This is a genomic window from Actinomadura rugatobispora (genome assembly GCF_055379765.1).
In genome coordinates this window covers 4,637,438-4,663,838 of record NZ_AP029191.1, presented here as the reverse complement: position 1 = coordinate 4,663,838, position 26,401 = coordinate 4,637,438, and the positions used below count along the sequence as shown (strand labels likewise).

Annotated in this window: 29 protein-coding genes; 13 read left to right on the top strand and 16 right to left on the bottom strand. The window is 71.8% G+C overall.

Features of this window, described 5'->3' with window-relative positions:
* Positions 1-386: 386 nt before the first annotated feature.
* Complete coding sequence (locus ACZ466_RS20565; protein WP_378286539.1) at positions 387-839, bottom strand: DinB family protein; 453 nt, start codon at positions 837-839, stop codon at positions 387-389.
* A gap of 292 nt (positions 840-1,131) precedes the next feature.
* Here ACZ466_RS20565 and ACZ466_RS20560 point away from each other — a divergent pair, with 292 nt between their 5' ends.
* Positions 1,132-1,467, top strand: a complete 336-nt coding sequence (locus ACZ466_RS20560; RefSeq protein ID WP_378286540.1) for a hypothetical protein — start codon at positions 1,132-1,134, stop codon at positions 1,465-1,467.
* A gap of 144 nt (positions 1,468-1,611) precedes the next feature.
* On the opposite strand, the gene ACZ466_RS20555 is transcribed toward ACZ466_RS20560, so the two are convergent.
* Positions 1,612-2,022, bottom strand: coding sequence for a spore-associated protein A (locus ACZ466_RS20555; protein ID WP_378286541.1), 411 nt, complete (start codon positions 2,020-2,022; stop codon positions 1,612-1,614).
* A 211-nt stretch (positions 2,023-2,233) separates the two neighbouring features.
* On the opposite strand from ACZ466_RS20555, the gene ACZ466_RS20550 reads away from it, so the two are divergent.
* Positions 2,234-2,974 (top strand): inositol monophosphatase family protein, encoded by a 741-nt coding sequence (locus ACZ466_RS20550; RefSeq protein WP_378286542.1) that lies wholly within the window; start codon positions 2,234-2,236, stop codon positions 2,972-2,974.
* Here the strand turns inward: ACZ466_RS20550 and ACZ466_RS20545 are convergent.
* Positions 2,910-3,263 (bottom strand): DUF6191 domain-containing protein, encoded by a 354-nt coding sequence (locus ACZ466_RS20545; RefSeq protein WP_378286543.1) that lies wholly within the window; start codon positions 3,261-3,263, stop codon positions 2,910-2,912. The two genes, ACZ466_RS20550 and ACZ466_RS20545, sit on opposite strands and share 65 nt — an antisense overlap.
* Positions 3,264-3,286: 23 nt before the next feature.
* Here ACZ466_RS20545 and ACZ466_RS20540 point away from each other — a divergent pair, with 23 nt between their 5' ends.
* Positions 3,287-4,072, top strand: a complete 786-nt coding sequence (locus ACZ466_RS20540) for a metallophosphoesterase family protein (protein WP_378286544.1) — start codon at positions 3,287-3,289, stop codon at positions 4,070-4,072.
* On the opposite strand, the gene ACZ466_RS20535 is transcribed toward ACZ466_RS20540, so the two are convergent.
* Positions 4,017-5,069, bottom strand: coding sequence for a hypothetical protein (locus ACZ466_RS20535; RefSeq protein WP_378286545.1), 1,053 nt, complete (start codon positions 5,067-5,069; stop codon positions 4,017-4,019). The two genes, ACZ466_RS20540 and ACZ466_RS20535, sit on opposite strands and share 56 nt — an antisense overlap.
* 79 nt (positions 5,070-5,148) lie before the next feature.
* Here ACZ466_RS20535 and ACZ466_RS20530 point away from each other — a divergent pair, with 79 nt between their 5' ends.
* From ACZ466_RS20530 to ACZ466_RS20520, 3 genes are all read left to right on the top strand, one after another.
* A complete protein-coding gene (locus ACZ466_RS20530; RefSeq protein WP_378286546.1) occupies positions 5,149-5,748 on the top strand; it encodes a hypothetical protein in 600 nt (199 codons plus the stop codon).
* Between the two features lie 195 nt (positions 5,749-5,943).
* Positions 5,944-7,098 carry a S8 family peptidase gene (locus tag ACZ466_RS20525; protein WP_378286547.1) on the top strand — a complete coding sequence of 385 codons (1,155 nt, stop codon included), beginning with the start codon at positions 5,944-5,946 and terminating at the stop codon, positions 7,096-7,098.
* Between the two features lie 432 nt (positions 7,099-7,530).
* Positions 7,531-9,303, top strand: a complete 1,773-nt coding sequence (locus ACZ466_RS20520; protein WP_378286548.1) for an N-acetylglutaminylglutamine amidotransferase — start codon at positions 7,531-7,533, stop codon at positions 9,301-9,303.
* Positions 9,304-9,308: 5 nt separating this feature from the next.
* Here ACZ466_RS20520 and ACZ466_RS20515 read toward each other — a convergent pair whose 3' ends face one another.
* Genes ACZ466_RS20515 through ACZ466_RS20500 form a run of 4 tightly spaced genes read right to left on the bottom strand, consistent with a single transcriptional unit; the run spans position 9,309 to position 13,145 of the window.
* Entirely contained in the window at positions 9,309-10,724 is a 1,416-nt protein-coding gene (locus ACZ466_RS20515) for an APC family permease (protein WP_378286550.1), read from the bottom strand.
* Positions 10,721-11,668 carry an agmatinase gene (speB, locus tag ACZ466_RS20510; RefSeq protein ID WP_378286551.1) on the bottom strand — a complete coding sequence of 316 codons (948 nt, stop codon included), beginning with the start codon at positions 11,666-11,668 and terminating at the stop codon, positions 10,721-10,723. Before speB ends, ACZ466_RS20515 begins: the two co-directional genes overlap by 4 nt.
* A gap of 23 nt (positions 11,669-11,691) precedes the next feature.
* Positions 11,692-12,450 (bottom strand): SDR family NAD(P)-dependent oxidoreductase, encoded by a 759-nt coding sequence (locus ACZ466_RS20505; protein WP_378286552.1) that lies wholly within the window; start codon positions 12,448-12,450, stop codon positions 11,692-11,694.
* On the bottom strand, positions 12,450-13,145 hold the full coding sequence (locus tag ACZ466_RS20500; RefSeq protein WP_378286553.1) for an SDR family NAD(P)-dependent oxidoreductase: 696 nt from the start codon (positions 13,143-13,145) through the stop codon (positions 12,450-12,452). Before ACZ466_RS20500 ends, ACZ466_RS20505 begins: the two co-directional genes overlap by 1 nt.
* A 174-nt stretch (positions 13,146-13,319) precedes the next feature.
* Between ACZ466_RS20500 and ACZ466_RS20495 the strand changes: the two genes are divergently transcribed.
* Together ACZ466_RS20495 and ACZ466_RS20490 are read left to right on the top strand one after the other, a co-directional pair.
* Entirely contained in the window at positions 13,320-14,402 is a 1,083-nt protein-coding gene (locus ACZ466_RS20495; protein ID WP_378286554.1) for a PucR family transcriptional regulator, read from the top strand.
* Between the two features lie 30 nt (positions 14,403-14,432).
* Entirely contained in the window at positions 14,433-14,912 is a 480-nt protein-coding gene (locus ACZ466_RS20490; RefSeq protein WP_378286555.1) for a macro domain-containing protein, read from the top strand.
* Between the two features lie 186 nt (positions 14,913-15,098).
* Here the strand turns inward: ACZ466_RS20490 and ACZ466_RS20485 are convergent, their stop codons facing one another.
* The 6 genes from ACZ466_RS20485 to ACZ466_RS20460 form a co-directional block, all read right to left on the bottom strand.
* Positions 15,099-16,469, bottom strand: a complete 1,371-nt coding sequence (locus tag ACZ466_RS20485) for a sensor histidine kinase (protein WP_378286556.1) — start codon at positions 16,467-16,469, stop codon at positions 15,099-15,101.
* Entirely contained in the window at positions 16,466-17,167 is a 702-nt protein-coding gene (locus ACZ466_RS20480) for a response regulator transcription factor (protein WP_464043903.1), read from the bottom strand. The genes ACZ466_RS20485 and ACZ466_RS20480 overlap by 4 nt, the downstream gene beginning before the upstream one ends.
* Positions 17,168-17,214: 47 nt before the next feature.
* Positions 17,215-17,706, bottom strand: coding sequence for a hypothetical protein (locus tag ACZ466_RS20475; protein ID WP_378286558.1), 492 nt, complete (start codon positions 17,704-17,706; stop codon positions 17,215-17,217).
* Between the two features lie 79 nt (positions 17,707-17,785).
* Positions 17,786-18,208: a hypothetical protein gene (locus ACZ466_RS20470; RefSeq protein WP_464043902.1), complete on the bottom strand. Its 423-nt coding sequence runs from the start codon at positions 18,206-18,208 to the stop codon at positions 17,786-17,788.
* Positions 18,209-18,953: 745 nt separating this feature from the next.
* Positions 18,954-20,918: a DNA helicase RecQ gene (recQ, locus tag ACZ466_RS20465; protein WP_378286560.1), complete on the bottom strand. Its 1,965-nt coding sequence runs from the start codon at positions 20,916-20,918 to the stop codon at positions 18,954-18,956.
* A 42-nt stretch (positions 20,919-20,960) separates the two neighbouring features.
* The gene (locus ACZ466_RS20460) at positions 20,961-21,644 is read right to left on the bottom strand and encodes an HAD family hydrolase (RefSeq protein ID WP_378286561.1); all 684 of its coding nucleotides are present in this window, start codon (positions 21,642-21,644) and stop codon (positions 20,961-20,963) included.
* A 198-nt stretch (positions 21,645-21,842) separates the two neighbouring features.
* On the opposite strand from ACZ466_RS20460, the gene ACZ466_RS20455 reads away from it, so the two are divergent.
* Positions 21,843-22,325 carry a hypothetical protein gene (locus ACZ466_RS20455; RefSeq protein ID WP_464043901.1) on the top strand — a complete coding sequence of 161 codons (483 nt, stop codon included), beginning with the start codon at positions 21,843-21,845 and terminating at the stop codon, positions 22,323-22,325.
* A gap of 56 nt (positions 22,326-22,381) precedes the next feature.
* On the opposite strand, the gene ACZ466_RS20450 is transcribed toward ACZ466_RS20455, so the two are convergent.
* Positions 22,382-23,239: a hypothetical protein gene (locus ACZ466_RS20450; protein ID WP_378283023.1), complete on the bottom strand. Its 858-nt coding sequence runs from the start codon at positions 23,237-23,239 to the stop codon at positions 22,382-22,384.
* 610 nt (positions 23,240-23,849) lie between these two features.
* Between ACZ466_RS20450 and ACZ466_RS20445 the strand changes: the two genes are divergently transcribed.
* Positions 23,850-24,065 carry a hypothetical protein gene (locus ACZ466_RS20445; RefSeq protein ID WP_378283022.1) on the top strand — a complete coding sequence of 72 codons (216 nt, stop codon included), beginning with the start codon at positions 23,850-23,852 and terminating at the stop codon, positions 24,063-24,065.
* 128 nt (positions 24,066-24,193) lie between these two features.
* On the opposite strand, the gene ACZ466_RS20440 is transcribed toward ACZ466_RS20445, so the two are convergent.
* The gene (locus ACZ466_RS20440; protein WP_378283021.1) at positions 24,194-24,682 is read right to left on the bottom strand and encodes a MarR family winged helix-turn-helix transcriptional regulator; all 489 of its coding nucleotides are present in this window, start codon (positions 24,680-24,682) and stop codon (positions 24,194-24,196) included.
* 148 nt (positions 24,683-24,830) lie between these two features.
* Between ACZ466_RS20440 and ACZ466_RS20435 the strand changes: the two genes are divergently transcribed.
* The 3 genes from ACZ466_RS20435 to ACZ466_RS20425 all read left to right on the top strand — a co-directional run bounded on the left by ACZ466_RS20435 (position 24,831) and on the right by ACZ466_RS20425 (position 26,319).
* Entirely contained in the window at positions 24,831-25,256 is a 426-nt protein-coding gene (locus tag ACZ466_RS20435; protein ID WP_378283020.1) for a Rid family hydrolase, read from the top strand.
* Positions 25,257-25,715: 459 nt separating this feature from the next.
* Positions 25,716-26,003 carry a hypothetical protein gene (locus ACZ466_RS20430; RefSeq protein WP_378283019.1) on the top strand — a complete coding sequence of 96 codons (288 nt, stop codon included), beginning with the start codon at positions 25,716-25,718 and terminating at the stop codon, positions 26,001-26,003.
* Entirely contained in the window at positions 25,993-26,319 is a 327-nt protein-coding gene (locus tag ACZ466_RS20425; RefSeq protein WP_378283018.1) for a methyltransferase domain-containing protein, read from the top strand. The genes ACZ466_RS20430 and ACZ466_RS20425 overlap by 11 nt, the downstream gene beginning before the upstream one ends.
* Positions 26,320-26,401: the final 82 nt, after the last annotated feature.

Here is a 26,401-nt window from a genome sequence, read left to right as displayed (position 1 = left end):
GGCGGCGAGCGCGACAGGGCCCCGGGCGCCCGTTGATGGCTTTCAGGTGAAAGAGCGGCGGCCGCTCATGGTCCCGGGGAAAGGGGCCGTTCTGGAGGCCAGGGTGCTCTGCTCCCCGCGCACGCGGGGAATGGTTCCTGGACCGGGTCGCTGGGCGACTCCCCCCGCCTCTACTCCCCGCGCACGCGGGGATGGGTCTCCACCCGCCCGGGCCGCGCCGCACGGGCTGTCCGGGTCCCCGCGTGCCCCCGACCCAGCTGGCGCAGCAGAGCTCCCGGCACTGGGTCCCGCGCGGGGTTAGCGCGCTCTTGTCTGGGGTGGGACGTCGGCAGACGGGAGGATCGGGCGGGTGGTTGCTGGGCGTCGTTTCGCACCCTCGCGGGGACTTACTCTCCGGTTGCGCCGTCGATGCGCTCGCGGAGCAGGTCGGCGTGGCCGTTGTGCCGCGCGTACTCCTCGATCATGTGGACGAGGACCCAGCGGAGCGAGACCTCCCTTTCGCGGTGACGTCCGGTGATGTCGAGGGACGCAGCGGCTCGAACGATGTCACGTGACCGTGCACACTCCTCGTCCCAGGCAGCGAACGCCTCGTCGGGGTCGGCCCTGTCGATCTGGAAGTCGATGTCGTCCTCGGGTCGCCGCTTCCACCGGTACGAGATGTCCTCGCCGCGCAGCCTGATTCGGAACCAGACCCGCTCGACCTCGGCCATGTGCCGGACCAGTCCCAGCAATGACATGGCCGACGGCGGTACGGACCTCTGCTTGAGCTGCTCGGCGGTCAGCCCCGCGCATTTCATGGCCAGTGTCTCGCGCTGGTACTGGAGAAAGCCTGCCAACATGGTGTGCTCTTCGGCCACCAGAGATGGTTCGGTCCGCCCTTGATCGTCCACTGGGGCAGTGTGGCACGGCCTGGACAACCACTCGGTGTGGACCTGCAACGCCATGGCCGCCGTACAGGCTTGGCAGCACGTCGTGATCGGGATGAGCGCGTGAGGTGGGGGAAGAACAGCGGTTCCGCTGCACGGCTGAGCGGTACTCGCGCCATGTGATGGCCGTCTGCCCGCCGCTCGCGCTCGCCGGGCCGACCTCGCCCGGCGCTTGACAGGCCGTCGCCGTGCCATGATCCGAATTGTGATCCAGTCAGCCCGAGTCATCTTCTTCCGGCCCGGCGCGGGTCTTCGCGATTCGTTCCGAGCCTACACGTTGCTGATCGACGGCGTTCCGTGCGGGAATATCAGGGTCGGGGAGCAGCTCAGCCTCGACGTTCACCCTGGGACGCACTGGGCGCGGGCTCGGATGGACTGGTTCAGCAGCCGGGAAACCTACTTCGACGCGGTGCCAGGGCATGCGGTTTGGATACGCGTTGAGCCTGCGGGCGGCGCGCTCCAGGCGCTGTGGCAACGCTTCAGCGACCCCAAGGGCAGCATCGTGCTCACGCCGTCCACCCCCCAACCGCTTTCCTGGTAAACCGGCCAAGCTGCCGGGCGCTGCGCTTCGCGTTTCCGTACCGCTCGCCCGGTGACGGCGGGGCGGGCGGTACGGCGCGGGCGCGCGGCTCAGGCGCCTCCGGCCCGTCACGCCGGAGGCCGCTCCGCTCGGCCGAGGCGCCGGTCAGCCGCAGTGCTCCCAGGGGGAGTACCACCCTTCGTTGGGGTTGCTGCCATAGCTACCGCCCCACTGGATGCATTGCCCTGCGGCATTGACCTTCACCGGGCCGGCGTAGGTCCGGTAGTTGCCGCCGTCGGACTTCCAAGAACCGCCGGGCTTCCGGATCTGGGCCGAGACGTACGTGGTGGTGCCGGGGCTGTTCTTCCAGGTGACCACGCAGTTGGTGGTGCCGTTGTACAGCAGGTAGATGATGGCCTTGCCCACGTACTCCTTGTCGATCACGTGGTATGAGCCGCCGCCGCACGCCGCGATCGGTGATGAGGCCGCCATCGCCGGGCTGCTGGTGAAGATGGAGCCGGCGATGGCGGCCGCGCTGGCCAGGGCCAGCGCAGCGCCCTTCTTGAAGTTGCGCACGGTACGTTTCCCGCTTAGGTGAGAGGGGCGAATCTTCTGACACTTGTATTCGTCCGCGCACGTGCCCGAAGCGCAACCTTCGGCTTGCGTCGCGTCGGGGCTCTCGTTGGATAGGTTCGTGGGGGTTTGATCACGGGAGTGGGGGCTTATGGCTGACGTGGGTGCGTTGCTGGGTGTGGCGTTGGGCGCGGCTGAGGTCGCGGGGGAGATCATGCGTACGCGCGGGCCCGGGGTGGTGACGGCCAAGGGGGAGCGCGACATGGCCACCGAGGTCGACTACGCCGTGGAGCGGGAGGTGCGCGCCTACCTGCGGGAGCGTACGCCGGACATCGCCATTCTCGGGGAGGAGGAGGGGATGAGCGGCGACGCCCGGAGCGAGCTGGTCTGGGCGGTCGATCCTGTGGACGGGACGGCGAACTTCGCCCGCGGCATTCCGCTCTGCGGGTTCTCGCTGGGGTTGCTGGAGCGGGGGCGTTCCGTGGTGGGGGTCATCGATCTGCCGTTCCTGGGGGCCCGGTATCACGCCGCCGAGGGGGCGGGGGCGTTCGATGGGGAGCGCCGTGTCCGGGCGAGTGCGACGACCACGCTCAAGGAGGTCATCGTTTCCCTGGGCGACTACTCGGTGGGGGACGAGCCGGAGTTCAAGAACCGGGTCCGGCTGGATCTGACCGAGCGGCTGGCGGCGAGCGTGCAGCGGATCAGGATGCTGGGGTCGGCGGCGATCGACCTGGCCTGGGTGGCGGACGGCAAGCTGGATGCCTGCGTGATCCTGTCGAACAAGCCGTGGGACACCTCGGCGGGTGTCGCCATCGCGCGTGAGGCGGGGGCGCGGGTGGTCGACCAGGACGGCAGCGACCACAGGGTCGACTCGGCGGCGACGATCGCGGTCACTCCCGCGTTCGCGGAGGAGATCGGCGGGCTGGTGCGGGAGTCGTGCGAACGGTTCGGATGACGGCGGTTCCGGCGTCCAGGTCGAGCCTGTTGTCTCCCTCCTCGTCCCGCATGACGAGGGAGCTCTGGCGCTGGTCGACCTCGTGGCGTTTGGACGAGGCGTAGAGGGACTGCAGTTCCTCGAAGCCGGTCGCGGCCAGGGGGCGGCCGTCGGCGGCCTTCCGCCAGGGCAGGCGGAGCCTGCTGCTGTTGGCCGCGTGCCCGACGCGGTCGATGACCGCGAGGGCGAAGAGCAGGAGGACCAGGCCGGGCAGCGACACGATCACCATGACGGTCAGGGCGGCGGGCACGACGCTTCAACGGTGCGGGGGCGGTGATGGTTCCGGAGACGATCGCGGCGGTGCCCTATTCGAGGGCGCGCCGTGGCGGCGGGACGGAGTCGGCGGTGCTTCCCGTCCAGCGGATCGGGGCCGGGCCGCTGCCGGACGGCTGCGAGGCGCTCGTGGTGGCGGGGGATCTGCAGGGTGTCGCCGCGTCGCCGTGGGGCGGTGATCCCGTGCTGCTGGGGGTCGCGGTCGCGGATCACCTGGGCGTGTGGGCCGAGCAGGGCCTGATTCCGGCGGTGGAGCGGGTCGGGGTGGTGCTGACGGGTGATCTGTACTCGGCGGACCGGAGGGGTGCGACGGGGCGTGTCGGGGACGTGTGGCTGGCGTTCGCGGTGCTCGGCTGCCCGCTGGTGGTGGGGGTCGCGGGCAACCACGACGTCGTTTCCGCGGAGGAGGTCGCCGAGTTCGGCGGCGTGTTGCTGGACGGCGGTTCGGTGGTACGGGGCGGAGTGCGTTTCGCGGGGGTCGGGGGGATCGTCGGCGACCCGCGGCGGCCTGGGCGGAGGCGGCCGGAGGATTTCGCCGGGCGGCTCGACCGGGTGCTGGACGAGGAGCCGGCCGTGCTGGTCCTGCATGAGGGGCCGCACGGGGACGCACCAGGGCAGGCGGGTAGTGCCCTGGTGCGAGAGCGGATCGCGTCGCGTCCCCCGGCGCTCACGTTGTGCGGGCACGTGCACTGGGAACGGCCCGTGTCGCCCCTGGGGGGCGGTCACATCATCAATGTGGACGCGCGTGTGGCCGTCCTGACCGGGCGGTCTTCTCCCAGACGTTGAGGAGGCGCGCGGTGGAGCCGCCGATGGGGCCGACGGCGTCGGCGATCGTCGAGCGGGGCGGGAGTTCGGCGTCCGCGACCGCCTGGACGGCCTGGCCCGGGTCGTCGATCGTGCTGGAGCAGACCGCCAGCAGGTGGGCGGGGACGGTCAGGGCCGGGTCGGTGCAGCCGACCAGCGGCGTCCCGACGGCGGTGACCAGCGGGAAGATCGTGCCGGGGATGCCGATGGCCGCCTCGGCGCGCGCGGATGCCTGCAGGGAGGGGACGGCGCTGATCTCGTACCGGTCCCAGAGCGTGCGGTCCTCGCGGGGGTGCAGGCCGACGAGGATGCGCCTGCCGGAGGCGCGCAGCCGCTCGGCGGCGGCGAGGAGCAGTTCGGTGCCGGGCGCGGCCTCGCCGGTTTCGTCCGGGTGGGTGACGCTGGTGAGGACCAGGACGAGACCGGGTTCGGGGGCGCGTACGGGCAGGGTGTCGGTCTGCGGTGAGCCGACGACGTCGATGGGACGGCGCGTGCCGAGGTAGCCGCCGAACGAGCGGGCGTCCGCAGGTGAGGGGGCGGTGATGGCGCGGAGCCGGGGGCGGAGGCGGCGGGCGCCGGGGGCCTCGGCGGGTCCGAGGTAGGCGAGCGCGCTGGCGGCGAGGGGAAGTTTCCGGAAGCGGTCGGCGCATTCGAGGGGCCAGTCGCCGGCGCCGGTGACGACGATGAGGTCGGCGGGCGGCGCCTGGCCGGGGGTGGTGACCGGTACGGGGTCGTCCGGCGCGATCTGCGCCGGGTCGGGGACGAGCTGGGTGAGCCGCCAGCCGCGGCGGGCGGCCTCGGTGAGCAGCGGCCTGACGTGGTAGGTGCCCCAGGGTTCGTTGGTCGCGATCAGTGCGCGGAGCGGGCGGCGCGGGCGGGCGTCGGCGGTGCCGGTGGTGGCGGCGAGGGCCGGCGCGGTGAGGGCGGCGGTCAGGAGGGCGCGGCGGGACGGCCGTCCCAGACCAAGATCGTTCTGCATGCGCCGCACCGTACGGGATGTGGGCGGACATCCGGTTAACGACATGAGGTTCCCCCCGGAACGGGGCAGAATCGGCGGGATGGGCGAAGCGGACCGCGAACCCCCGCCGGAGCTGGTCGCCGAGGCGGCGGCGCATCCCGGCGGCTGGGTGTACGAGATCGACTCCGGCTGGGTCGATGAGCCCGACGGGTACCTTCCGGTTCAGGCGATCCTCGGTGCGTGGAAGGTGGCCGGCGACGGGCGGCTGACCGGGGAGTTCCGGGAGAACGAGCGGCACCGCCCGCCCGGGGACGACTTCTCGGCGCTGACCGGGTCCGACCACTGGCTCGGCGACGATCCTGCGGCGGCCGTGCTGGCGGAGGTCGTCGACATCCTGAACCGGCAGGTCGACGGCACGGTCGTGGAGTGGATGCAGGTCCTGGAGGAACCCCGGTTCCGCCGGGACGGCGCGGAGCGGACCCAGGTGACGCGGGCGGCGCTGGCGCTGTCGCTCGTGCTGATGGCGCGGACGCCGGAGGGGCGCAGGCTGGCGCTGCCGGGCGTGCTGACCTGGGTGGCGGCGGGGCTGGACCGTCCCGCGGAACGGCGCGACCGGGTGTGGTTCGAGCTCGGGGTCGACTTGGACCGCGCCGAGGAACGGCTGCGGGAACGGATCCGCGAGCTCGACCGTCCGGAATGAGTTGCCGCGCTGTTGCGGGCGTTACACGCGCGTCGCGTGACGGCCATGGGGTCTTTCGCATCGAATGTCAATGTTGAATTCTGTGGCCGTCGAAGCCGTTGACTGCCGCGTCCCCGCTCGTGAGCATTCTCATCGACCACCTTCTGAGCCTGGCCGTACCCCCGAACGGCCGCTCCCGGCAGGATCGGAGTTCCGATGAGAAGGCGTCTCCCCCTGGTCACGCTCCTAGCGGCAGCGCCGCTCGTGGCCGTCCTCGCTACCCCCGCCCAAGCCGTCACGCACAACGCCCCCCTCTCCATGGCCGCTCCAGGGCATGGCGTGGAAGGCCAGTACATCGTGACCCTGAAGAAGGGCGAGTCCGTCGGCGACACCGTCTCCGAGCGCGGCATCCGTACGACGCACCGCTTCGGCAAGGTGCTGAACGGGTTCTCCGCGAAGATGACGTCGTCGCAACTCGAACGCCTCCGCCGCACCCCGGGTGTGGCGTCGATCGAGCAGGACGGCGTCGTCCAAGCCAGCGCGACCCAGACCAATCCCCCGTCGTGGGGCATCGACCGGATCGACCAGACGAACCTGCCGTTGTCGCGGAGCTACACCTACACGGCCACGGGCGCCGGGGTGAACGCGTACATCATCGACACCGGCATCGCCACCTCGCATTCCGACTTCGGCGGCCGCGCGACCAACGTGTACGACGCGGTCGGCGGCAACGGGCAGGACTGCAACGGCCACGGCACGCACGTCGCCGGGACCGTGGGCGGCACCGCGTACGGCGTGGCCAAGCGCGTGAACCTGCGCGGCGTGCGCGTGCTGAACTGCCAGGGCAGCGGCACCAACTCCGGTGTGATCGCGGGCATGAACTGGGTGGCGAGCAACCACGTCAAGCCCGCGGTGGCGAACATGTCCCTGGGCGGCGGCTACTCGTCCACGGTGAACTCCGCGGCCAACGGCCTGGCGTCCTCCGGCGTGTTCCTGGCGGTGGCGGCGGGCAACAGCAACGCGAACGCGTGCAACTACTCGCCGTCCAGCGCGGCCAACGCGACCACGGTCGCGGCGAGCACCAGCAGCGACGCCAAGGCCAGCTACAGCAACTACGGCAGCTGCGTGGACCTGTACGCTCCCGGGTCGAGCATCACCTCCGCGTGGCTGAACGGCGGCGTCAACACCATCAACGGCACGTCGATGGCCTCGCCGCACGTGGCGGGGGTGGGGGCGCTGTACAAGTCCGCCAACGGCGACGCGTCGTTCTCCACCATCCGCACCTGGCTGGCCACGAACGCGACCAGCGGCGTCATCACCGGCAACCCGTCCGGGACGCCGAACCTGCTGCTCAACAAGCGCGCTCTCTGATCGCCTGATCCGAGGCCCGGCGGGCCCGGTCCCGGCACCCGAAAGGAAGGGTGCCGGGACCGGGTTTTCGCATTCTTTCTGTCATATGGGTGTAACAAGCGGCATTTACGCTCACGTGATGGGCGACCGGGCGGAAATGACGGCCGTGGGCGTGGAAACGCATCGGCCGCTGCCCAGGGCCGACGGCCTGCCGGGACGGCTTCCCGGCGACCGGGTCGGCGCCGGAGCCGCGGCGTCTCCTGCGGTGCCCGCGGGTGGAGGACGTGGTCCTGCTCGCCGGGCCGTTCCGGGCGATGGTGGCCGAGGAACTGGACGGGGGCCGTTCGCCGTCGCGCTCACCCGCGTGGAGCCGGATCGTGAACTTCGCCAGGGGCGGAGGAGCCAAGCGACCCGGGGCGGACACGAGGCGCGTGTAGGAGGGAGCGGCGAAGGATGTGCGGGCTGAGCGGTGAGGTGCGTCTCGACGCGGAGGCCGCCGACGTCGAGGCGGTCGCGAGGATGACGGCCGTGATGGAGCCGCGCGGCCCGGACGGGGTCGGCGTCTGGTCGTCCGGGCGGGTGGCCCTGGGGCACCGCAGGCTGAAGGTCATCGACCTCTCCGACAAGGCCGCGCAGCCGATGGTCGACAGCGGCCTGGGCATCACCGGCGTCTTCAGCGGCTGCCTCTACAACTACCGGGAGCTGCGCAAGGCGCTGCACGCCGAGGGCTACCACTTCTTCTCCACCTCCGACACCGAGGTGCTGCTGAAGGCGTACCACCGGTGGGGCCGCGACTGCGTGCTGCGCTTCAAGGGCATGTTCACCTTCGCCCTGGTGGAGCGTGACTCCGGGGTGGTCGTCCTAGGGCGCGACCGTCTCGGCATCAAGCCGCTCTACCTGACCCGTGACAGCGAGCGCCTGCGCTTCGCGTCGACCCTCCCGGCCCTGCTCGCGGGCGGGGACGTGAACACCGATCTGGACCTGGTGGCCCTGCACCACTACATGACGTTCCACTCGGTGGTGCCGGCACCCCGCACCATCCTGGCCGGGGTGGAGAAGCTTCCGCCCGCGACCGTCCGCACCATCCGCACGGACGGCCGGTTCGACGATTACCTCTACTGGCGGCCCGACTTCTCCCGGCGGATCCCGATGAACCCGGAGGAGTGGTCGGAGGTCGTCCGGGAGGGTCTGCGCGCGGCCGTGGACCGCCGCATGGTCGCGGACGTCCCGGTCGGCGTCCTGCTGTCGGGCGGGCTGGACTCCAGCTTCATCGTGGCGCTGCTGGCCGAGTCCGGGCAGACCGGCCTGTCCACCTACAGCATCGGCTTCACCGCGGCCGAGGGCGAGGAGAGCGACGAGTTCGCCTACTCCGATCTGGTCGCGGAGCGGTTCGGCACCGACCACCACCGGATCAGGGTGGACGACTCGCGCCTCCTCCCCGCCCTGAACGGCGCCATCGAGGCCATGAGCGAGCCCATGGTGAGCCATGACGTCGTCGCGTTCTACCTCCTCTCCAGGGAGGTCTCGCGGCATCTCAAGGTGGTGCAGTCCGGCCAGGGGGCCGACGAGGTGTTCGGGGGATACGACTGGTACTCGCCGCTTGCGGGCATTCCCAGGGCGGACGCCCTCCCCGCCTACGCGCACGTGTTCTTCGACCGTCCCCATGGGGAGCTGTCCGGGATCCTCAACCCGCCCTACCTGCTGGGCCACGACGCGGGGAGCGACTTCGTCCGGTCCCATTTCAGCGTGCCCGGGGCGGAGACCACCGTGGACGCGGCGCTCCGCATCGACACCACGGTGATGCTGGTGGACGACCCGGTGAAGCGCGTGGACAACATGACGATGGCCTGGGGCCTGGAGGCGCGCACCCCGTTCCTCGACCACGAGCTTGTGGAGCTGGCCGCGGCCTGCCCGCCCGAGCTGAAGCTGGCGCAGAACGGCAAGGGGGTGCTCAAGGACGCGGCACGCGGGATCGTCCCGGACGAGGTCATCGACCGTCCCAAGGGCGATTTCGCGGTTCCGGCCATCCGCCACCTCTCCGGCGCCTACCTCGAACTCGTGCGCGAGGCACTGCTGGCGCCCTCCGCCAAGGCGCGCGGCCTCTTCCAGCCCGACTACATCGCCCGCGTACTGGAGGCGCCCGGCCTCTACCGCACCAACCGCGGTGCCAGCCAGTTGTGGCAGGCGGCACTGCTGGAGCTGTGGCTCCAGTGCCATGGGGTGTGACATGTTCAGCGGAGGCGGTCGGCCAGGGCCGGCATGATCCGCCGCCGCGACCATCCCAGGTAGAGCGCGGCCCCGGCCACCGCGACCACGCCGAACGTGATGACCATGCTCCACTCGATGTACCAGGGCTGCCCGGTGTCCCGCGGCCAGACGATGTTGACCGTCTGGACGGCCAGCCACACCGCCGCCGTGTACGTCACCGGTGCGCTGAAGCGTCCGAGGCTGAACGGCCCGGGCCGCCACCTGCCGCGTATGTGCTGGAGGGCCGCGCCCAACACCGGCAGCCCGAACGACACGTAGAACCCGACCGTGGTGAAGTTGACCAGCACCGAGTACAGCGTGGAGCCGGTCAGCAGCACGAACACGGCCGCGCCCGCGCCGGTGAGCACGATCGCGTTCACCGGCAGCCGCTCCGCGCCCGCGAGCCTGCCCAGCACGCCCGACCCCGGGAGCGCCCGGTCCCGCGCCGAGGCCCAGATGACCCGGGACACCGCCGCCTGCACCGCCAGGAAGCTCGCCAGGAACCCGATCACGAACGTGACCAGCAGCGGCCGCCCGATCGCCGGCCCGAAGTGCGCCACCAGCGTGTCGGCCACCGGGTCACCGGTCGCGCCGGACGTGGCCGCGTCCATGTCGGGAATGGCCAGGATCAGGCCGGCCGCCGAGTACATCACGATCGCCCCGACCGCCAGCAGCGACAGGATCAGCGCCTTGGGCACGTCGCGTTCGGGACGCTCCACCTCTTCGGCGATCGCGCCCGCCGACTCGAACCCGACGAACGACCATCCGACGTAGGCGGTGGCGGCCAGCAGTGGCGCGCCCAGCCACGGATCGCCTCCGGCACCGTCGAACAGGACGCTCACCGGGTTCTCGCGGTAGAAGAGGAGCAGCACCGTACCGAGGCCGACGGACGCGAGGACCTCGCAGATGAGGCTCGCCACGACGAGCACCTTCAGTGTGCGCCGTCCCACGATGTTGGCGAGGCTGCCCAGCACCAGGATCGCCATGGCGGTCGCCATCGTCGGGGCCTTGCCCGGGTCCGTGACGTTCATTGCCTGCAGGAGGAAACCCGCCGCCCCATAGGAGAGTGTGGACAGCGCGATGGTGAGCCCCCACATGTACGCCCACGCGGCGAACCATCCGGCACCGGGCCCGCGCACGTGCCGCGCCCACTGGTAGACGCTCCCCTCGTACGGCCATCGCGAGGCCAGCTCACCGAAAACGCAGGCGACCAGCAGCTGCCCCAGAAGGACGATCGGGAACGCCCACCAGAACCCTGGCCCGGCCGCCAGCAGACCCAGCGTGAAGATGGCGTAGAGGGCGACGATAGGAGACACGTCGGCGAAGGCCAGCGCCGTGGCCGATCGCAGGTTGAAGCCTTTGCGGAGGGTCCGGGTGTTGTCGCCGATCGTGGCCGTCATGGGAGGCGGCGGTCCTTCGCCGGCAGGCTGAGCAGCTCGTAGACCACCGCGGCCGCCGCGATCGAGGTGATCTCGGCGTGGTCGTAGGCGGGCGCCACCTCCACCACGTCGGCGCCGACGATGTTCAGCCCGGCCAGGCCGCGCAGCATGCCCAGCAGCTCCCGGCTGGTCATCCCGCCGCTCTCCGGGGTGCCCGTCCCGGGCGCGAACGCGGGGTCGAGCACGTCGATGTCCACCGACAGGTAGACCGGGGCGTCCTGCACCCGCGCCCGCACCCGTTCGGCCGCCCCCCGCACGCCCAGGTCGTCGATCTCCGCGCAGTGCACGATCGTGAACCCGAACCGCGCGTCGTCCACCTGGTCGCGCGGGTCGTACAGCGGGCCGCGGATGCCGATGTGCGCGCTCGCGTCCCGCATCAGCAGCCCCTCCTCGGCGGCCCTCCGGAACGGGGTCCCGTGCGTGTACGGCTCGCCGAAGTAGGTGTCCCAGGTGTCCAGGTGCGCGTCGAAGTGCACCAGCGCGACGGGGCCGTGCAGCGCGTGCGCCGCCCGGAGCGCGGGCAGCGCGATCGAGTGGTCGCCGCCGATCGTGATCGCCGTGGCGCCGTCCCCGGTCAGCTCGCGCAGCCCCGCCTCCACCTGCGCGAGCGCCCCGCCGATGTCGAACGGGTTGCAGGCGATGTCGCCCGCGTCCACGACCTGCCGCACGGCGAACGGCGACACGTCCAGCGCCGGGTTGTACGGCTTGATGAGCCGCGAACCCTGCCGTACCGCGGCGGGCCCGAAGCGCGCCCCCGGCCGGTACGACACGCCGCCGTCGAACGGCGCCCCGACCACCGCCACGTCGAAGCCCGGCACGTCCTCGCGGCGCGGCAGCCGGGCGAACGTGGACGGCCCCGCGAACCGGGGGACCTCCAGGGCGTCGACCTGTCCAACGGGCTCCATCCGTGTCCCCTCCTCCGGGGGGCTCATATGCGGCCGCGGGTCGTACCGCCGTTGACGTGCAGGATCTGGCCGACCAGCGTGCCCATCCGGGAGTCGGCCAGGAACGACACCGCCGCCGCGATCTCCTCCGGCGTCGCGATCCGGCCCAGCGGCACCCGCGCCGCGTACCGGGCCCGGATCTCCTCCACGGTCACCTCGGCGTCCCGGGCGTCCACCTCCAGTTGCGGGGTGTCGACCACGCTCGGCGCGATCGCGTTCACCGCGATGCCCAGCGGGCCCAGCTCCCGGCCCAGCGACTTGGCCAGCGCGATGATCCCCGCCTTGGACGCCGAGTACGCGGTGGCGTTCGGCCACCCCGTGACGCCCCACTCCGAGGCGATCAGCACCATCCGGCCGCCGCCGCGCTCCGACATGCCCGGCAGCACCGCCTGGGCGCACGCGAACGTCCCGCCCAGGTTGACGTCCACGATCCGCCACCAGTCGTCGAGGTCGTGCTCGGCCAGCGGCGCCATCGCCAGGTGCGCGGCGCCCGCGACCAGCACCCCGACCGGCTCCCCGGCCTCCTCCTCGATCCGGGCCACCATCCGCTCCACCGCCAGCGGGTCGGCGATGTCGGCGGGCACCGCGATCCCGTCCAGGTCGGCGGCCAGCCCGGCCAGCCGCCCCGGCAGCTCCCCGCCCGGCCGGTCGGTCAGCGCGACCAGGTGGCCGTCGGCCGCCAGCCGCCGCGACACGGCCCGGCCCAGCCCGCCCGCGGCGCCCGTCACCAGCGCGACCGCCATCAGATCACCGCCCCGGCGTTCGGCGAGATGATCTCGCCGAGGCAGAAGCCGCCGTCCTCGATGAGGAAGGCGACGGCGAGCGCCACCTCCTCGGGCGCGGTCAGCCGCCCGGCGGGCAGCCCCTGCAGATACGCGGGACGGCGCCACGGCGAGTCCGGGACCAGCAGCGGCGTGTCGGTCGGGCCGGGCGCCACCCCGTTCACCCGCACCCCGGTCGGCGCCAGCTCGATCGCCAGCGCCTTGACCAGCCCCAGCACCGCGCCCTTGGCCGCCGCGTAGTGCGCCTCCCGGTCGCCGCCGCCGATCGCCAGCTCGGACGCGACGCCCACGACGTTCCCGCGGCCGCGCCCCACCATCGCCGGGACGGCCGCGCGGCACACGTTCAGCAGCCCGCCCAGATGGACGCGCAGCATCCGCCGCCACTCCGCCCACGCGATGTCGGCCATCGGGGTGATCGCGTAGTGCCCGGCCGCGCACACCACCGCCTCGACCGGCCCCAGCTCCCGCTCGATCCGCACGACCGCGGCCCGGACCTGCGCGTCGTCCGACACGTCCACGCCCACCCCGTGGTCCACGTTCGGCGCCGGACGCAGGTCGAGCCCCGCCGTCCGCCAGCCGCGCCTCGCCAGCTCGGTCGCCACCGCCGCGCCGATTCCGCCCGCCGCCCCGGTGACGAGCGCGACCCGATCCGCCATACGTCTCTCCCTGATCGATCAGGCGCCGGGCAAACCCCGGTGCCGGGCCAGGTGACAAGGGTTTTGCGCGAACGTCGGCCGACCGCGCCGCGCGGGCGGCGGCCGCTCGCGGACTTGGCCAATACCCGGTCACGCGACGGTCACCCGCCCGGGACGCGGTGAGAGGCTGGGAGCGTGACCGGTGATCAGGCGGCGCGGCTGCGCCTCACCGTCGGGCAGCTCCTGGAGGTGCCCGACTTCCGGCTGCGGCTGGTGGCGGGCGCCGCCGGGCTCGACCGGCCGGTCCGCTGGGCGCACTCCACCGAGCTCCTGGACCCGGGGCCCTACCTGCGCGGGAACGAGGTGGTCCTGACCGTCGGCGCGTCGCTCACCGACCCGGCCCGCTGCGCGGCGTTCGCGCGGTCGGTGCACGCCAGCCGCGCGAGCGCGATCGGCTACGGCATCGGCGACGTCCTGCCCGCCTCCCCGGACGCGCTGCGCGCCGCCTGCGACGACCTCGACCTGCCGCTGCTGGAGGTGCCGCCCGAGGTCCCGTTCCTGAGCTTCACCGAATGGTTCGCCGAACGCCTCACCTCGTCCCGAGACGTCCAGCACGAGCGCGAGGAGACCGGGCGGCTGCTGGAGATGGTCCGCAACGGGCTGGCCTCCCCCGAAGCCGTGCGGAACCGGCTCGAACGCACCGGCCTGACCCCCGAGCCGATCGTCGTGCTGGCCGTCCCCGCGCCGAGCGTCCCCGACCGGGTGGACGGCTCCATCGGCGCCGTCCTCGGCATCGACGGCGACGTGGCGCTGCTGCTGGTCAACACCGAGCGCCACGCCCTCGAACTGGCCGAGGCGTGGGGCGGCGTCGGCGGCCTGGGCACGCCCGGACCGCTGGACCGGCTCCCGCAGTGCCTGGCCGAGAGCGTCCTGGCGCTGGAGGCGTCGCAGCGCGGCGGCGGCGTCGTCCGCGCCGCCGACCTGGCCACCTTCCAGGGCCTGCTGGGACGCCTCGAACGGCACCAGATCGCCCCGTTCATCGACCAGATCGCCCGCCCGCTCGCCGACTACGACGCCGCCCACGGCACCCGCCTGGTCGAGACCCTCCGCACCTTCCTGGGCACCGGCGGGGCGGTCGGCACCACGTCCCGCGAGCTGTACCTGCACCCCAACACGCTCCGCCACCGCCTGACCCGGATCGCGGCGCTGACCGGCCGCGACCCGCTGAACTTCGACGACCGCGTGGCCCTGGCCGTGGCGATGTGGGCCGACCGCTGAACCGTCGGTCCCATGGATTACCTTCGGCGCATGGCCGCCATCCGCTACCTCAAGGGCGACGCGACCTCACCCCAGGCCAAGGGCGTGAAGGTGATCGCGCATGTCTGCAACGACCTGGGCGGCTGGGGCAAGGGCTTCGTCCTGGCCATCTCCAAACGCTGGCCCGAGCCGGAGAGGGCCTACCGCGCCTGGCACCGCGACCGCGCGCGGAACGACTTCGGCCTGGGCGCCGTGCAGTTCGTCCAGGTCGACCCGTACATCTGGGTCGCCAACATGGTCGCCCAGCGCGGCACCAGGCCCAGCAAGAAGAACGGCCCGCCCATCCGCTACGAGGCCGTCGGCACCTGCCTGACCGCGCTGGCCGAGAAGGCGAAGTCCCTGGACGCGACCGTCCACATGCCCCGCATAGGCTGCGGCCTGGCCGGCGGCAAGTGGTCGAAGATAGAACCCCTCATCACCACCCGCCTGACCGCCCACTCCATAGAAGTGACCGTCTACGACACCGACTGACCCCCGCACTCCAGGCAGGCCCGCCGGAGCCGGTCACCGGTTCTTTCACGCCTTCACACAAGACCCTTCAAGGCCACCTGGAGAAGGCGGGAGCCAGCGCCAAGCAGGCGGAGGCCCTCGCATGGGCGGGAGGCTTGTTCGGCTGCATCCTCGGCATCGCCCTGGTGACCAACAGCCTTGTCGGGACTATGTCGCCGGCGTGACCGCCGGGAGGGTGATGCGGACGGTGGTGCCGGTGCCGGGGGCGGAGAGGAGTTCGGCGTGGCCGCCGTGGGCGGCGGCTATGGCGGCGACGATGGGGAGGCCGAGGCCCGCGCCGTCGCCCTCGTGCTCTGAACGGTGGAAGCGTTCAAAGGCGCGGGCGGCGTCCTCGGGGGACATGCCGGGGCCCTCGTCCGCCACCTCCAGGGTGATCGCGTGGGGCGTCCGGGTCAGGCGGACGGTCGCGGGGGTGTGCTCGGGGGTGTGGACGCGGACGTTCGCCAGGAGGTTGGCCAGGATCTGACGGATCCGGGGCTCGTCCACGGTGGCGGTGAGGGTGTCCGGGGCGTCCAGGGCGAAGGACCGGTCCGGGGCGGCGGCGGACGCGTCGGCCACGGCGTCGCGGGCCACGGCGACCAGGTCGGTGGGGGCCGGTTCGAGGGGCGCCTCGCGGTCGAGCCGGGCGAGTTCGAGCAGGTCGCCGACCAGGCGGCTCATGCGGCGGGCCTCGTCCTCGATGCGCCGCATCGCCTCGGGGAGCTCGTCGGGGCCGAGGGCGCCGTGCCGGTACAGCTCGGCGTACCCCTGGATGGTGGTGAGCGGGGTGCGCAGTTCGTGGGACGCGTCGGCGGCGAACTCCCGGACCCGGGCCTCGGAGCGGCTGCGCGCCCAGAACGCCTGCTCGATCCGGTCCAGCATCACGTTGATCGCGGCGGCCAGCCGGGAGGTCTCCGAGCGCGGGCCGGGATCGGGCATCCGGGCGCGCAGGTCGCCGCCCATCGCGATGGCCTGCGCGGTGGCGGCCATCCGGTCCAGCGGCAGCAGGCCCCGGCCGATCAGCCACCGGCCGAGCAGCAGCAGCGCCGCCAGCAGCAGCGCCGCCGTGGCGACCTCGGCCAGGACGAGGTTGCGGACGGCCAGGCGGATCTCGTCCAGCGGCGTCGCGACCACGACCGTTCCGCCGGCGCGGGCGGGGCGGGCGACGGCGCGGAGCCCGGCGAGGGAGAACGGTTCGAGCGTGCCGGCGTGCCCGGCCAGCCCGGAGGGGCCCAGCCGCCGGATCTGCTCGATCGCCTCGGCGGGATCGGGCTGGTCGCCGCTGATCACCCTGATCCGTCCCTGCGCGGTCACCGACAGGACGACGAACCGCGCGGGCGCGACGCCCTCGCTCGGCAGGCCGGGCCGGACGAGCCGGGCGACGGCGCGGTCGCGGGCGCCGCGCAGCTGGTCGTCCACCCGGTTCATCAGGTAGCCGCGCAGGACGACCGCGCTGACCAGCCCCATGACCAGCAGCCCGGCGAGGGTGACGGCGACCAGCCCGGCCAGCAGCCGGGTGTTGAGCGCCGACAGGCTCATGGGGCGGACCGCAGCGAGTAGCCGACGCCGCGGCGGGTGTGGATCAGCGGCGGGCCGAGCGGGTCGAGCTTGCGCCGCAGGTAGCTGATGTAGGTCTCCAGGACCTGGGCGTTGCCGTGGTGGTCCCAGCCCCAGACGTTCTCCAGCAGCTGCGCGCGGGTGAGGACCCGCCCGGCGTTCCGCATGAGGTAGGCGAGCAGCTTGAACTCGGTCGGGGACAGCTCGATGTCGACGCCGGCGCGGCGGACCGTCCAGCGGGACTCGTCCAGCTCCAGGTCCGCGACGCGCAGCGGCCCCGCCTCCTCGTCGGACGGCGGGGCGTGGACGGCCGCGCGGCGCAGCACCGCGCGGACCCTGGCCACCAGCGCGTCGATGGAGAACGGCTTGGTGACATAGTCATCGCCGCCGAGGGTGAGCCCGGTGACGGTGTCGGACGGGGCGTCCCGCGCGGTCAGGAAGATCACCGGCACCTGGTCGCCGCCGGCCCGCAGCCGCCGGCAGACCTCGAACCCGTCGATGTCGGGCAGCATGACATCGAGCAGGACCAGATCGGGCCGCCGGCCGCGGGCCTCCCGCAGCGCCTCGCCCCCGGTACGGGCCGTGCACGTCTCGAAACCGTGGAAGCGCAGGGCGGTCTGGATCAGGTCGCGGATGTTGGCCTCGTCCTCCACGACGAGCACCCGCCGGCTCTCGTTCATCGGCTCCCGCATGTCGTCGCCTGCTTTCGGACGACGCTACTGCGGTTCTACTTCTTCTTGGGCACCACGACGAGGCCGATGGTGCGGGTCGTGCCCTCGCGCTGACCCATGACGATGACGCGGTCGCCGGCGGCGAGGGCGGTCGGGGCGGACTTGGCGCCGTCCTTGCGGACGCGGGTCTTGCCGTCGGTGTTCCAGGTCCAGGTGACGCCGTCGGCGCTGCGCACGGTCAGGGTCGCACCGGACCGTCCGGTGATCTCGCCGCGCTGCCAGGTGCGGACGTGGAACTTCTCGTCCTTGCCGCGCACGGTCGCCTCGCCGTGCACGCCGCGCGCGGCGAAGCGGGCCCGGTGCTTCCACGGCCGCTGCTGCGCGCCGGGCCGCCCGTCCTTGGCCTTCGGCTGCGGGGACGCGGTCGTGCTCGGGGACGGGGCCGGGTCGGCGGACGCGGCCGGGACGGCGAGGTACAGCCCGAGGCCGAGCAGGCTCGCCGCGCCCAGGCCGGCCGCCAACGACTTCCTGTTCATCTTCTCTCGCATGCCCCTACTCCATCGCGGGCGCCTGGTAGAAGACCATGGAGAAAGCTGGGAGGAAGCTGGGAATCGGCTGCCCCCTTTCTCAGCGGAAGTCGGCGGCGTGCTCGCCCGCCCACTCGGCGAAGGTGCGGGCGGGACGCCCCGTGACCGCCTCCGACGTGGGGAACGGCCCGTACGAGGCCAGGTCGAAGTCGGCGGCGTCGGCCGGGTCGGCGTCGTTCCCGGAGTAGTCGGTGAAGCCGAGGAGGAAGTCGGCGTTGTCGGCCGCGAACCCGCCCTGCCGCCGGTAGAGCTCCCGCGCCTCCTCCGGGGTGACGCGCTCGAAGCGGATCTCCTCCCCGATCGCCTCGGCGAGGACGCGGACCTGGTCGCGGTAGGAGGTGAACTCCGGGCCGTTCAGGTCGTACGCGGCGCCCGCGTGCCGGCCGCCGCCGCCGAGCGGCGGCGGCGACCGTGATGTCGCTTTTGTGTATCGGGCACCAGGGCACGTCCGGGTTCGGCTCACGGACGAGGCGTTCCGCGCGGATGGACGGGCCCCACAGCCACAGCTTGTTCAGCTTGACCTCCTCCCCCTCGTCGGCGAGGGGGATTCCAACCCGCCGCAGAGGAGGACAGGTTGAGGTTCGCGGTTCGTCCGCCCTGGTATCCCGGGGCGTCCCCGCGCAGCAACGGCCGGTCCGGCCGCCGTGCACACGAGCCTGGGCTCGCGCGCGATGTTGCGAACCGCATTCACATCGGCATTGCCGACGTAGCCGCAGGACCGGCACCGGAAACACGCTTGGCTCTCACGCGCCCCCGGTCCGTGGTCCCGCACGCCGAGCAACACTCCGAGGTGTAGGCGGGATCGATCTTGTACACACGGCCGGGCGCCTTGTGCTCCAGCCGCTCGACCAGCATGGCCCGGCCAGCTTGTCCCCACCGGCCAGGCATCACAGACGCTAGCACCAGCCCGCAGGCCCGCGCCCGGGGTTTCGGAGATCCGCCGTGGCGGCAGATCTCCGATTCTTGTCCTTGCTCCGCGTAAGTCTGATTCCTTCCTCGCCTGACGGCGGGGGTTTCTTGTAGTTCCCGATGAACTCGCCGGGCCGCACATGCGTCCACGCCATCCCGGATGCCTCCGCGGCCTGTTTGCGGGAAAGGTTGGAAAACACGCGAACGTACATTGTGCATTTGCCTCTGACCTGCGTTCCCGGGCTTTGCCGGGAACCTGAATAAGTGACCTGGGGATAGGTAGAAAGTCGAAAGAAATATCAATCGGTGGCGGCGAGGGTCTCCAGGATCTGCTCCCCGTACTTGGCGAGCTTGTTCTCACCGACCCCGTTCACCGTGCTCAGCTCCGCCAGCGACCCCGGCCGCGCGGTGGCGATCTCCCGCAGCGTCGCATCGTGGAAGATCACGTACGCGGGGACGCCCTGCTCCTTGGCCGTCGCGCCCCGCCAGGCCCGCAGCCGCTCGAACACCGGCACGGCCTCCGCGGGCAGGTCGACCGGCGCCTTGCGCTCCCGGCCACCCGCCTTGCCCGAGCCGCCGGTCTTCCCGGCCGCGGCCTTCGCCCGCTCGGGCTCGCGCCGCATCGGCACCGTGCGCTCGCCGCGCAGCACCGCCGCGCTGGCGTCGGTCTCGACCAGCGCGCCGTAGTTGCTCTCCACGGCCATCAGCCCCTGCGCGAGCATCTGCCGGACGACGCCGCGCCACTCCGCCTCGCCCAGGTCGGCGCCGATCCCGAAGGTGCTCAGCGCGTCATGGTCGAACTGGATGATCTTGGCGTTCTTCTTCCCGCGCAGGATGTCGATCACATGCCCGGCGCCGAACTTCTGCCGCCGCTCGCGCTTGAGCCGCACCACCGTCGACAGCACCTTCTGCGCGGGCACCGTCCCGTCCCACGACTCCGGCGGCGACAGGCAGGTGTCGCAGTTGCCGCACGGCCCCGACTCCTGGCCGAAGTAGTCCAGCAGCCGCACCCGGCGGCAGGCGGGCGTCTCGCACAGCGCCAGCATCGCGTCCAGGTGCAGGCTCAGCCTGCGCCGGTGCGCCTCGTCGCCCTCCGACGATTCGATCATCTTGCGGAGGTTGACGACGTCCTGCAGCCCGTAGGCCAGCCACGCCGTGGACGGCTGCCCGTCCCGCCCCGCCCGGCCCGTCTCCTGGTAGTAGCCCTCGACCGACTTGGGCAGGTCGAGATGCGCCACGAACCGCACGTCCGGCTTGTCGATGCCCATCCCGAACGCGATCGTCGCCACCACGACCAGGCCGTCCTCGCGCAGGAACCGCGACTGGTTCGCGGCGCGCGTGCCCGCGTCCAGGCCCGCGTGGTAGGGCACCGCCGCGATCCCGTTCGCGGTCAGGAACTCAGCGGTCTTCTCCACGGAGTTGCGCGACAGGCAGTAGACGATGCCCGCCTCGCCCGCGTGCTCGGCCGTCAGCAGCCGCAGCAGCTGCCGCTTGGCGTCGGACTTCGGCTCGATCCGGTACCGGATGTTGGGACGGTCGAAGCTCGCCGTGAAATGGTGGGCGTCCTTCAGATCGAGCCGCGTCGCGATCTCGTCCTTGGTCGCCGGGGTCGCGGTCGCGGTCAGCGCGATCCGCGGCACGTCCGGCCAGCGCTCGTGCAGGCCCGACAGCATCAGGTAGTCGGGACGGAAGTCGTGCCCCCACTGCGCCACGCAGTGCGCCTCGTCGATCGCGAACAGCGCCACCGTGCCGCGGTCGAGCAGGTTCACCGTCGCCTGGACGCGCAGCCGCTCGGGCGCCAGGTAGAGCAGGTCGAGCTCGCCCGCCAGGAACTGCGCCTCGACGACGCGGCGCTCGTCCAGGTCCTGGGTGGAGTTGAGGAACCCGGCCCGCACGCCCAGCGCCCGCAGCGCGTCCACCTGGTCCTGCATGAGCGCGATCAGCGGCGAGATGACGACGCCCACGCCCTTCCTGACCAGGGAGGGGATCTGGTAGCACAGCGACTTGCCGCCACCGGTCGGCATCAGCACCAGGGCGTCGCCGCCGCCGATCACATGGTCGATGATCTCCTGCTGGCCGTCCCGGAACGCCTCGTACCCGAACACCCGCCGCAGCGTGCCCAGCGCGTCCTCGCCCTCGGCGGCCGCGTGCGCCGCGGGCGGCGCGGCCTCGGGTTCGAACTCGGCGGGCTCGTACTCCCGGTCGTAGAACTCGGGCTCGTAGAAGTCGGGCTCGGGCGGGAACTCGCTCTCCGGGGAAACCACCGATTCATACTATTGGCCTCCCCGGACGTTCGACCGCCGTTCTCAGGGAGCCGGGGCCTTGCCGACCTGGGCGATGGTCTCCGCGGTGACGCCGTCCAGGCTCTCCGCCGTGTACGCGGCCAGGGCGAGCGCGTCGGGCGCGGGCGGGTAGTTCGGCCGCGGCACCGCGATCACCCTCATCCCGGCGGCGTGCGCGGACCGCAAACCGTTGCTGGAGTCCTCGATCGCCACGCACCTCCCGGGCGCCACCTCCATCCGCGCCGCGACGGTGAGGTATCCGTCGGGGGCCGGTTTGCCCTGGTCGACCTCCTCGGTGGAGACGGTGGCGCGGAACAGGGCGTCCATCCGCATCTCCGCGAGCACCAGCTCGATGAGCGCCCGCGGGGATGAGCTGTTCAGCCCGAGCGTGAACGACTCGGCGAGCCGCCGCACCGCCTCCAGGGCGCCCGGCAGCAGCGGCAGGTGGACGGAGTAGCGGCGGCGCATCCGGTCGATCACCTCGTAGGCGACCTCGTCGCGGGACTGGCGGCCGTCCAGCAGATCGTCGGCCAGGTAGGCGGCCCACTCCTCGGTGCTCATCCCCATGAGCCGCTCCTGGGTGTCGCGCCGCCAGTCCCCGCCCTGCTCGTCGACGTAGCCGCGGCGGACCTCCTCCCAGACGGGCTCGGAGTCGATCAGGACCCCGTCCAGATCGAAGACGACCGCGTGCGCGTCCCGCGCGTCCATGGACCACTCCCGGCTCGATGCTCGGATCTTCCGCACCGAACCACTACCCAGCGAATACCGGGAGAATCCCGGCGGTCGCTCGCGGTGAACAGCATCTGACCAGGATAAATGCCGCAATTAAGGCAAATTACGATCAAGTCTGGCATGGTGGGTGAACCCCGCCCGCCTCCGGAGAGTAACTGGAGAGGAGAACGACCCATGGTCTTCCTCGGACTGATCCTGGCCGCCGCGGCCGTCACAGCAGGTGCCGGCATCGTCATGGCCAACGACGGCTCGGCGTCCCTCACGATCTTCGGCTACGCCGTCCCCGGCGTCAGCACCCACTGGCAGGTCTTCCTCACCGGAGCCGCCGTGGCCGTCGTCTTCATGCTCGGCATGATGATCGCCATCGTCGGCTTCGGACGCCGCATGCGCACCCGCCGCGACCTCCGCTACCTCCGCGAGGAGCACGAGGAGTCGCTGACCACCCTCGAAATGGAGAAGCGCCGCCTCCAGCGCGAACTCGCCCAGGTCCGCCGCGGCGAGCCCGCCCCGGCGCCCGCGCCCCGTCCCGGCCCCGCCGCCCCGCAGCCGCCCGCCCCCGGCCGCCACGTGGCCGGCGCCCCCCACCAGACCGGCCCCCGCGAAACCCCCCTCGCCGGCGCCGCCGCCCGCACCACCTTCTTCGACCGCAAGGACTGACCGGGACGCCGAACGCGCGCCGGGCAGCGCCGCCCGGCCGCGCGGCGGCAGACCCTCTAGGTGATCGCCACGCGGTGATAGCCGTCGCCGAGATCGTGGAGATACAGGTGAGGACCGTGGCAGTCGAGAACCTGCCAGTCCTCGAACGGTCCGGCGATCTCCGCGGCGTCCAGCCACCGGACCTCACCGTCGACCAAGCCGCACCACGAGAGCCGCTCGCCGGGCCCCGCGAGCAACAGGCGGTCCCCCTCGAACGCGAGCGCGTGAACCCCGTCCACCGGACTGTCGTATTCCGCCTCGAGGCCATCCTGCAACCGGACCAGTGAGGGCCTCCGGTACACCCAGGTCACGCCCGCGTGGGAGTTGACGGCATCGTCCTGGCAGGCGATCCCCGAGTCCCAGAGCCATGCGCCCCGGACGTCCCGGCGCACCAGACCGTACGACTCGCCCCAGCCTTCCTCGTTGTGCGTGGTCCAGATCGTTCCGGAGTCGTCCGAGAAGACCCGCTCGATGTCGTCGCCCAGCGCGAAGGAGCGCCGGTGTGCTCCGTCCGGGCCGAACACATGGGCGTTCCGGGGATCCGGCCGGCCGTCGACCCACGGGATGCGCGGACACGCGACCAGCAACTCGCCGTCCGGCAGCAGGGCGATCACCGGGTATGACACAGGCAGATGGGACAGCTCCAGCCGATGCCACTCATGCGCACGGTAGGTGTAGAGCACCGCCGTACAGGAAGGCCGGTAGAACGGCATCGAGCCACCGTGCGGCCCGTGGACGAAGCCCCGGGCCAGTCCGGGCTCGCGGGTGGCGAGCACCCCGACCACGCCCTCCGCACTCACCGTGGACGCGAGCCCTGCCTCTCCGTCCGCCAACGGCGCCGACGGAGCAACCTGAACGGCATTGAGAACATGCACCCGTGCGATCGTAGGTCAGTAGAAGCACACGGGAAGCATCAGGGCATCGAAGGCCGTGAGCCTCCCCAGCTAGCCGGATCGGCCAGGAGCGTGGCACGCTGCTGAGCCCGCTGCGTGAGCGACTCGTCATGCAGAGGGACGCAGAGAGCGAAGGTGCGCGCCCGTCACAGCGGTCACCTCGTCCAGAAGCGGCCTGAGCCTGCCACCAACGCACGTCCTCTGGAAAAGCCGAACGGTAGCCACCATCTCCCCAGCGAGGTAGGCGGCGAACGCTCGGCGTCGGAGACGTGGCGCTGCTGGCCGGTACCGACATGAGCCTCGGGGACACCGCGTCCCTCCCCATGGCGCCCTTCGCCCGCATCCCGCACGAAGCCTTACCGGCGATCCGCGACGCCGTCCGTGAAGCGATGCTGACCGTCCCGGCCCCACCCGAACCCGTCGACCTGGCGCGCTGGCCAAGCGCGCAACGCACGCCTGGCGCCTGTGGCACAGCCCGGCGGCATCCTCCCCGGGCTGAGCCGGGACGCCAGGGGCGCCGCCTGGGCCGCCGAAGGCGAACGACGCCGCACCACGAACGCGATCCTGTCGGACGTGTACGCCCTCGCCCAGGGTGGTCGCGGACCGCAGCGTCGGTGCCACGCACGACGCCGACCGGCCCGTCTCGCTGGCCTGGGCCGCGTGGACGCTGGCGATCGTCCAGCGCTCGATGGGCGACCTGGACGGCGCGATCGAGCTCGTCACCGAGGCGGCCGGGCTGCTGCGCCCGCGGCTGGAGGACGGCCCGGTCGAACTGCAAGCGATGTACGGCGCGCTCCCATTGCCATGAGTGCGGCTGCGAAGACGACGCGCTGCGTTACCTCGATGAACGGCAGCGGACGGCCGAAACGCTCCCGGACGGCTACCACCACCCGTGGACGCAGTTCGGCGCCTCGAACGTGGCCGGGATGCCGGCTGTCAGCCGAAGTCGTCGGGGACGATGTGGAGTTTTTGTGCGATGCGGGCGAGGGCCTTCTGGTCGGTCGTGTTGAGCGAGTCGAGGACGATGCGGCGGACGGCGCGCAGGTGCGTGGGCGCTGCCAGGTGCACGATGTCGAAGCCGGCGTCGGTGAGTTCGGCGAGGGTGTAACGGCCGTCGGCCGGGTCGGGTGTCCGTACGACCCAGCCGCGCTGTTCACAGCGTTTGATGACGTTGGACAGGCGGGAGAGCGACCCGCTGGCGAGGAAGGCGAGCTCTCCCATCCGAAGCGTGCGCCGCGGGGCCTCGGAGAGGTGGCTGAGCACGAGGTACTCGAACAGGGTGAGGCCGTGTTCCTGCCGCAGCGGCGACTCCAGCTTGCCGGGCAGCAGCAGGACAAGGGAGATCAGCCCCGTCCACGCCGCCTTCTCCTGCTCGTCGAGCCATCGCAGTTCCTCATCGACCCCGTGTTCGCCCGTGCCGCTCATGGGCCCTCCCGTGCTGCTCATGGATCTTCCCGCCCTCCGGCGAAGCCCGCCATCACTTTGCGCTTGAAGTCATTGCTTGCTAGTATCACTTTACGCGTGAACTCATGTACGAGGGAACGCACCCCTATGCACAGGAAGAGGAAGCATCATGAGCACCGTCACCTTCGGCATCGTTCCGGGCTACGGCGAGAAGCTGCACGAGGCCTTCGGCTACAGCGGGGCCGTCCGCGTCGGCGATCGGGTCGAGACCTCCGGCCAGGCCGGGGTGGATGACGACCTGGTCATCCCCGACTCGCTGGAAGACGAGATCATCCAGGCTTTCGACAATGTGGAGCGCACGCTCGCCACGGTCGGCGCGACCTGGAAGGACGTCATCCACGTCAACTCCTACCACAAGGTCGCACCGGGAGATGACGCCATCGGCGATGACGTCAACGCGGTCATGGCCGAGCAGTTCCGCCGTCGCCTCGGCGGCCGCGCGCCGATCTGGACCGAGACCGGCGTCACGGTCCTCGGCCTCGCCGCCATGCGCGTGGAGATCCGCGTCACCGCCATCGTCGGCTCCGGGAACTGAACCATCACCTCCAGTGACCGCACCAAGGACTGAACGCGCCTCTTCACTGCAGGCGGTCGCCCCGAAACCGGGCGGCGGCCTGCAGCGCGTCCGCCCTGATCGCTCGACCGGGCGCGCCACAACCCCTGCTGACTTTCACCTCGGCGCCTGAGCGCCTTCTTGTTCTGACGTCCGCGGAAACGGGTCCTGAGCGGTACTTCCTCGGGACGTGGCGAGCCGACGACAGGCACCTCGTAAGAATGCACGGAGCAGCGAAAGCGACAGTTACGCCGTACTGCCGGCATCGGGGGCGTCCTCCGCGCGGGGTGCACCGAGCCATCACTCAGCGTCAACATCGCGCTCGCATTCTCGTGGAGTGAGGCCCTGAACGGCGGACCCGCCGGGCAGTCAGGTGGGCTACGGGCGGAGCCATAGGCGGCTCGCTGCCGCGGTGGCACCGGGCGGCGGGTGGATGCTTGAATGCGCCGGCTCTTCGACGTCATCAGCCAGGCCAAGCGCGCCGCGACGTTGGCCGCAGCGCCCACCGCCTTCGGCGACTCCTCGGCCGACGACGGCGAAGCCTCTGCCCGTCCCGGCTGCTCAGAAGCGGCCCGCCATGTCGGTGAGCCGTCCAGATCGCGTGGCACGTCGGCGGAGCCGGTGGTGGTGCGCTACCTGGACGTGACCGGGCCGGGGCTGAGCAGCGGGACCGAGGCGTTGCTTTGCGGGCTACATGAGGGACGACTCCTGGCGGGCCGTGCTGCGTGAAGTCCCTCGCCACCTGTTCGCGCCTTCGGCGGCGTGGGCCAATCCGGCTACCGACCCGCGCTACAGGATCGACGCCCGCAAGGATCCCGCCGCGTGGTGGGAGGCCGTTGACGAGCCGCGCCAGCCCACCTCGTCACTGTCGGCACCGAACATCGTCCTGCCCTTCCTCGAACTGCCGCACCCGTTGCGCGGACAGCGGGTGCTGAACATCGGCACGGGCTGGACCGCCGCCCTGCTGTGTAAGCGGGTCGGTGAACGGCACGTGGTCTCGGCGCCGCCTACTTCCAATGGATCCGATGGGGCCGCCCAGCCCTGACCCGCTTCGGCCTGACCATCACCCCAGACACCCAACGCGTATGGCTCGACGACCCCAAGCACCAGATCCCGCCCATGATGTG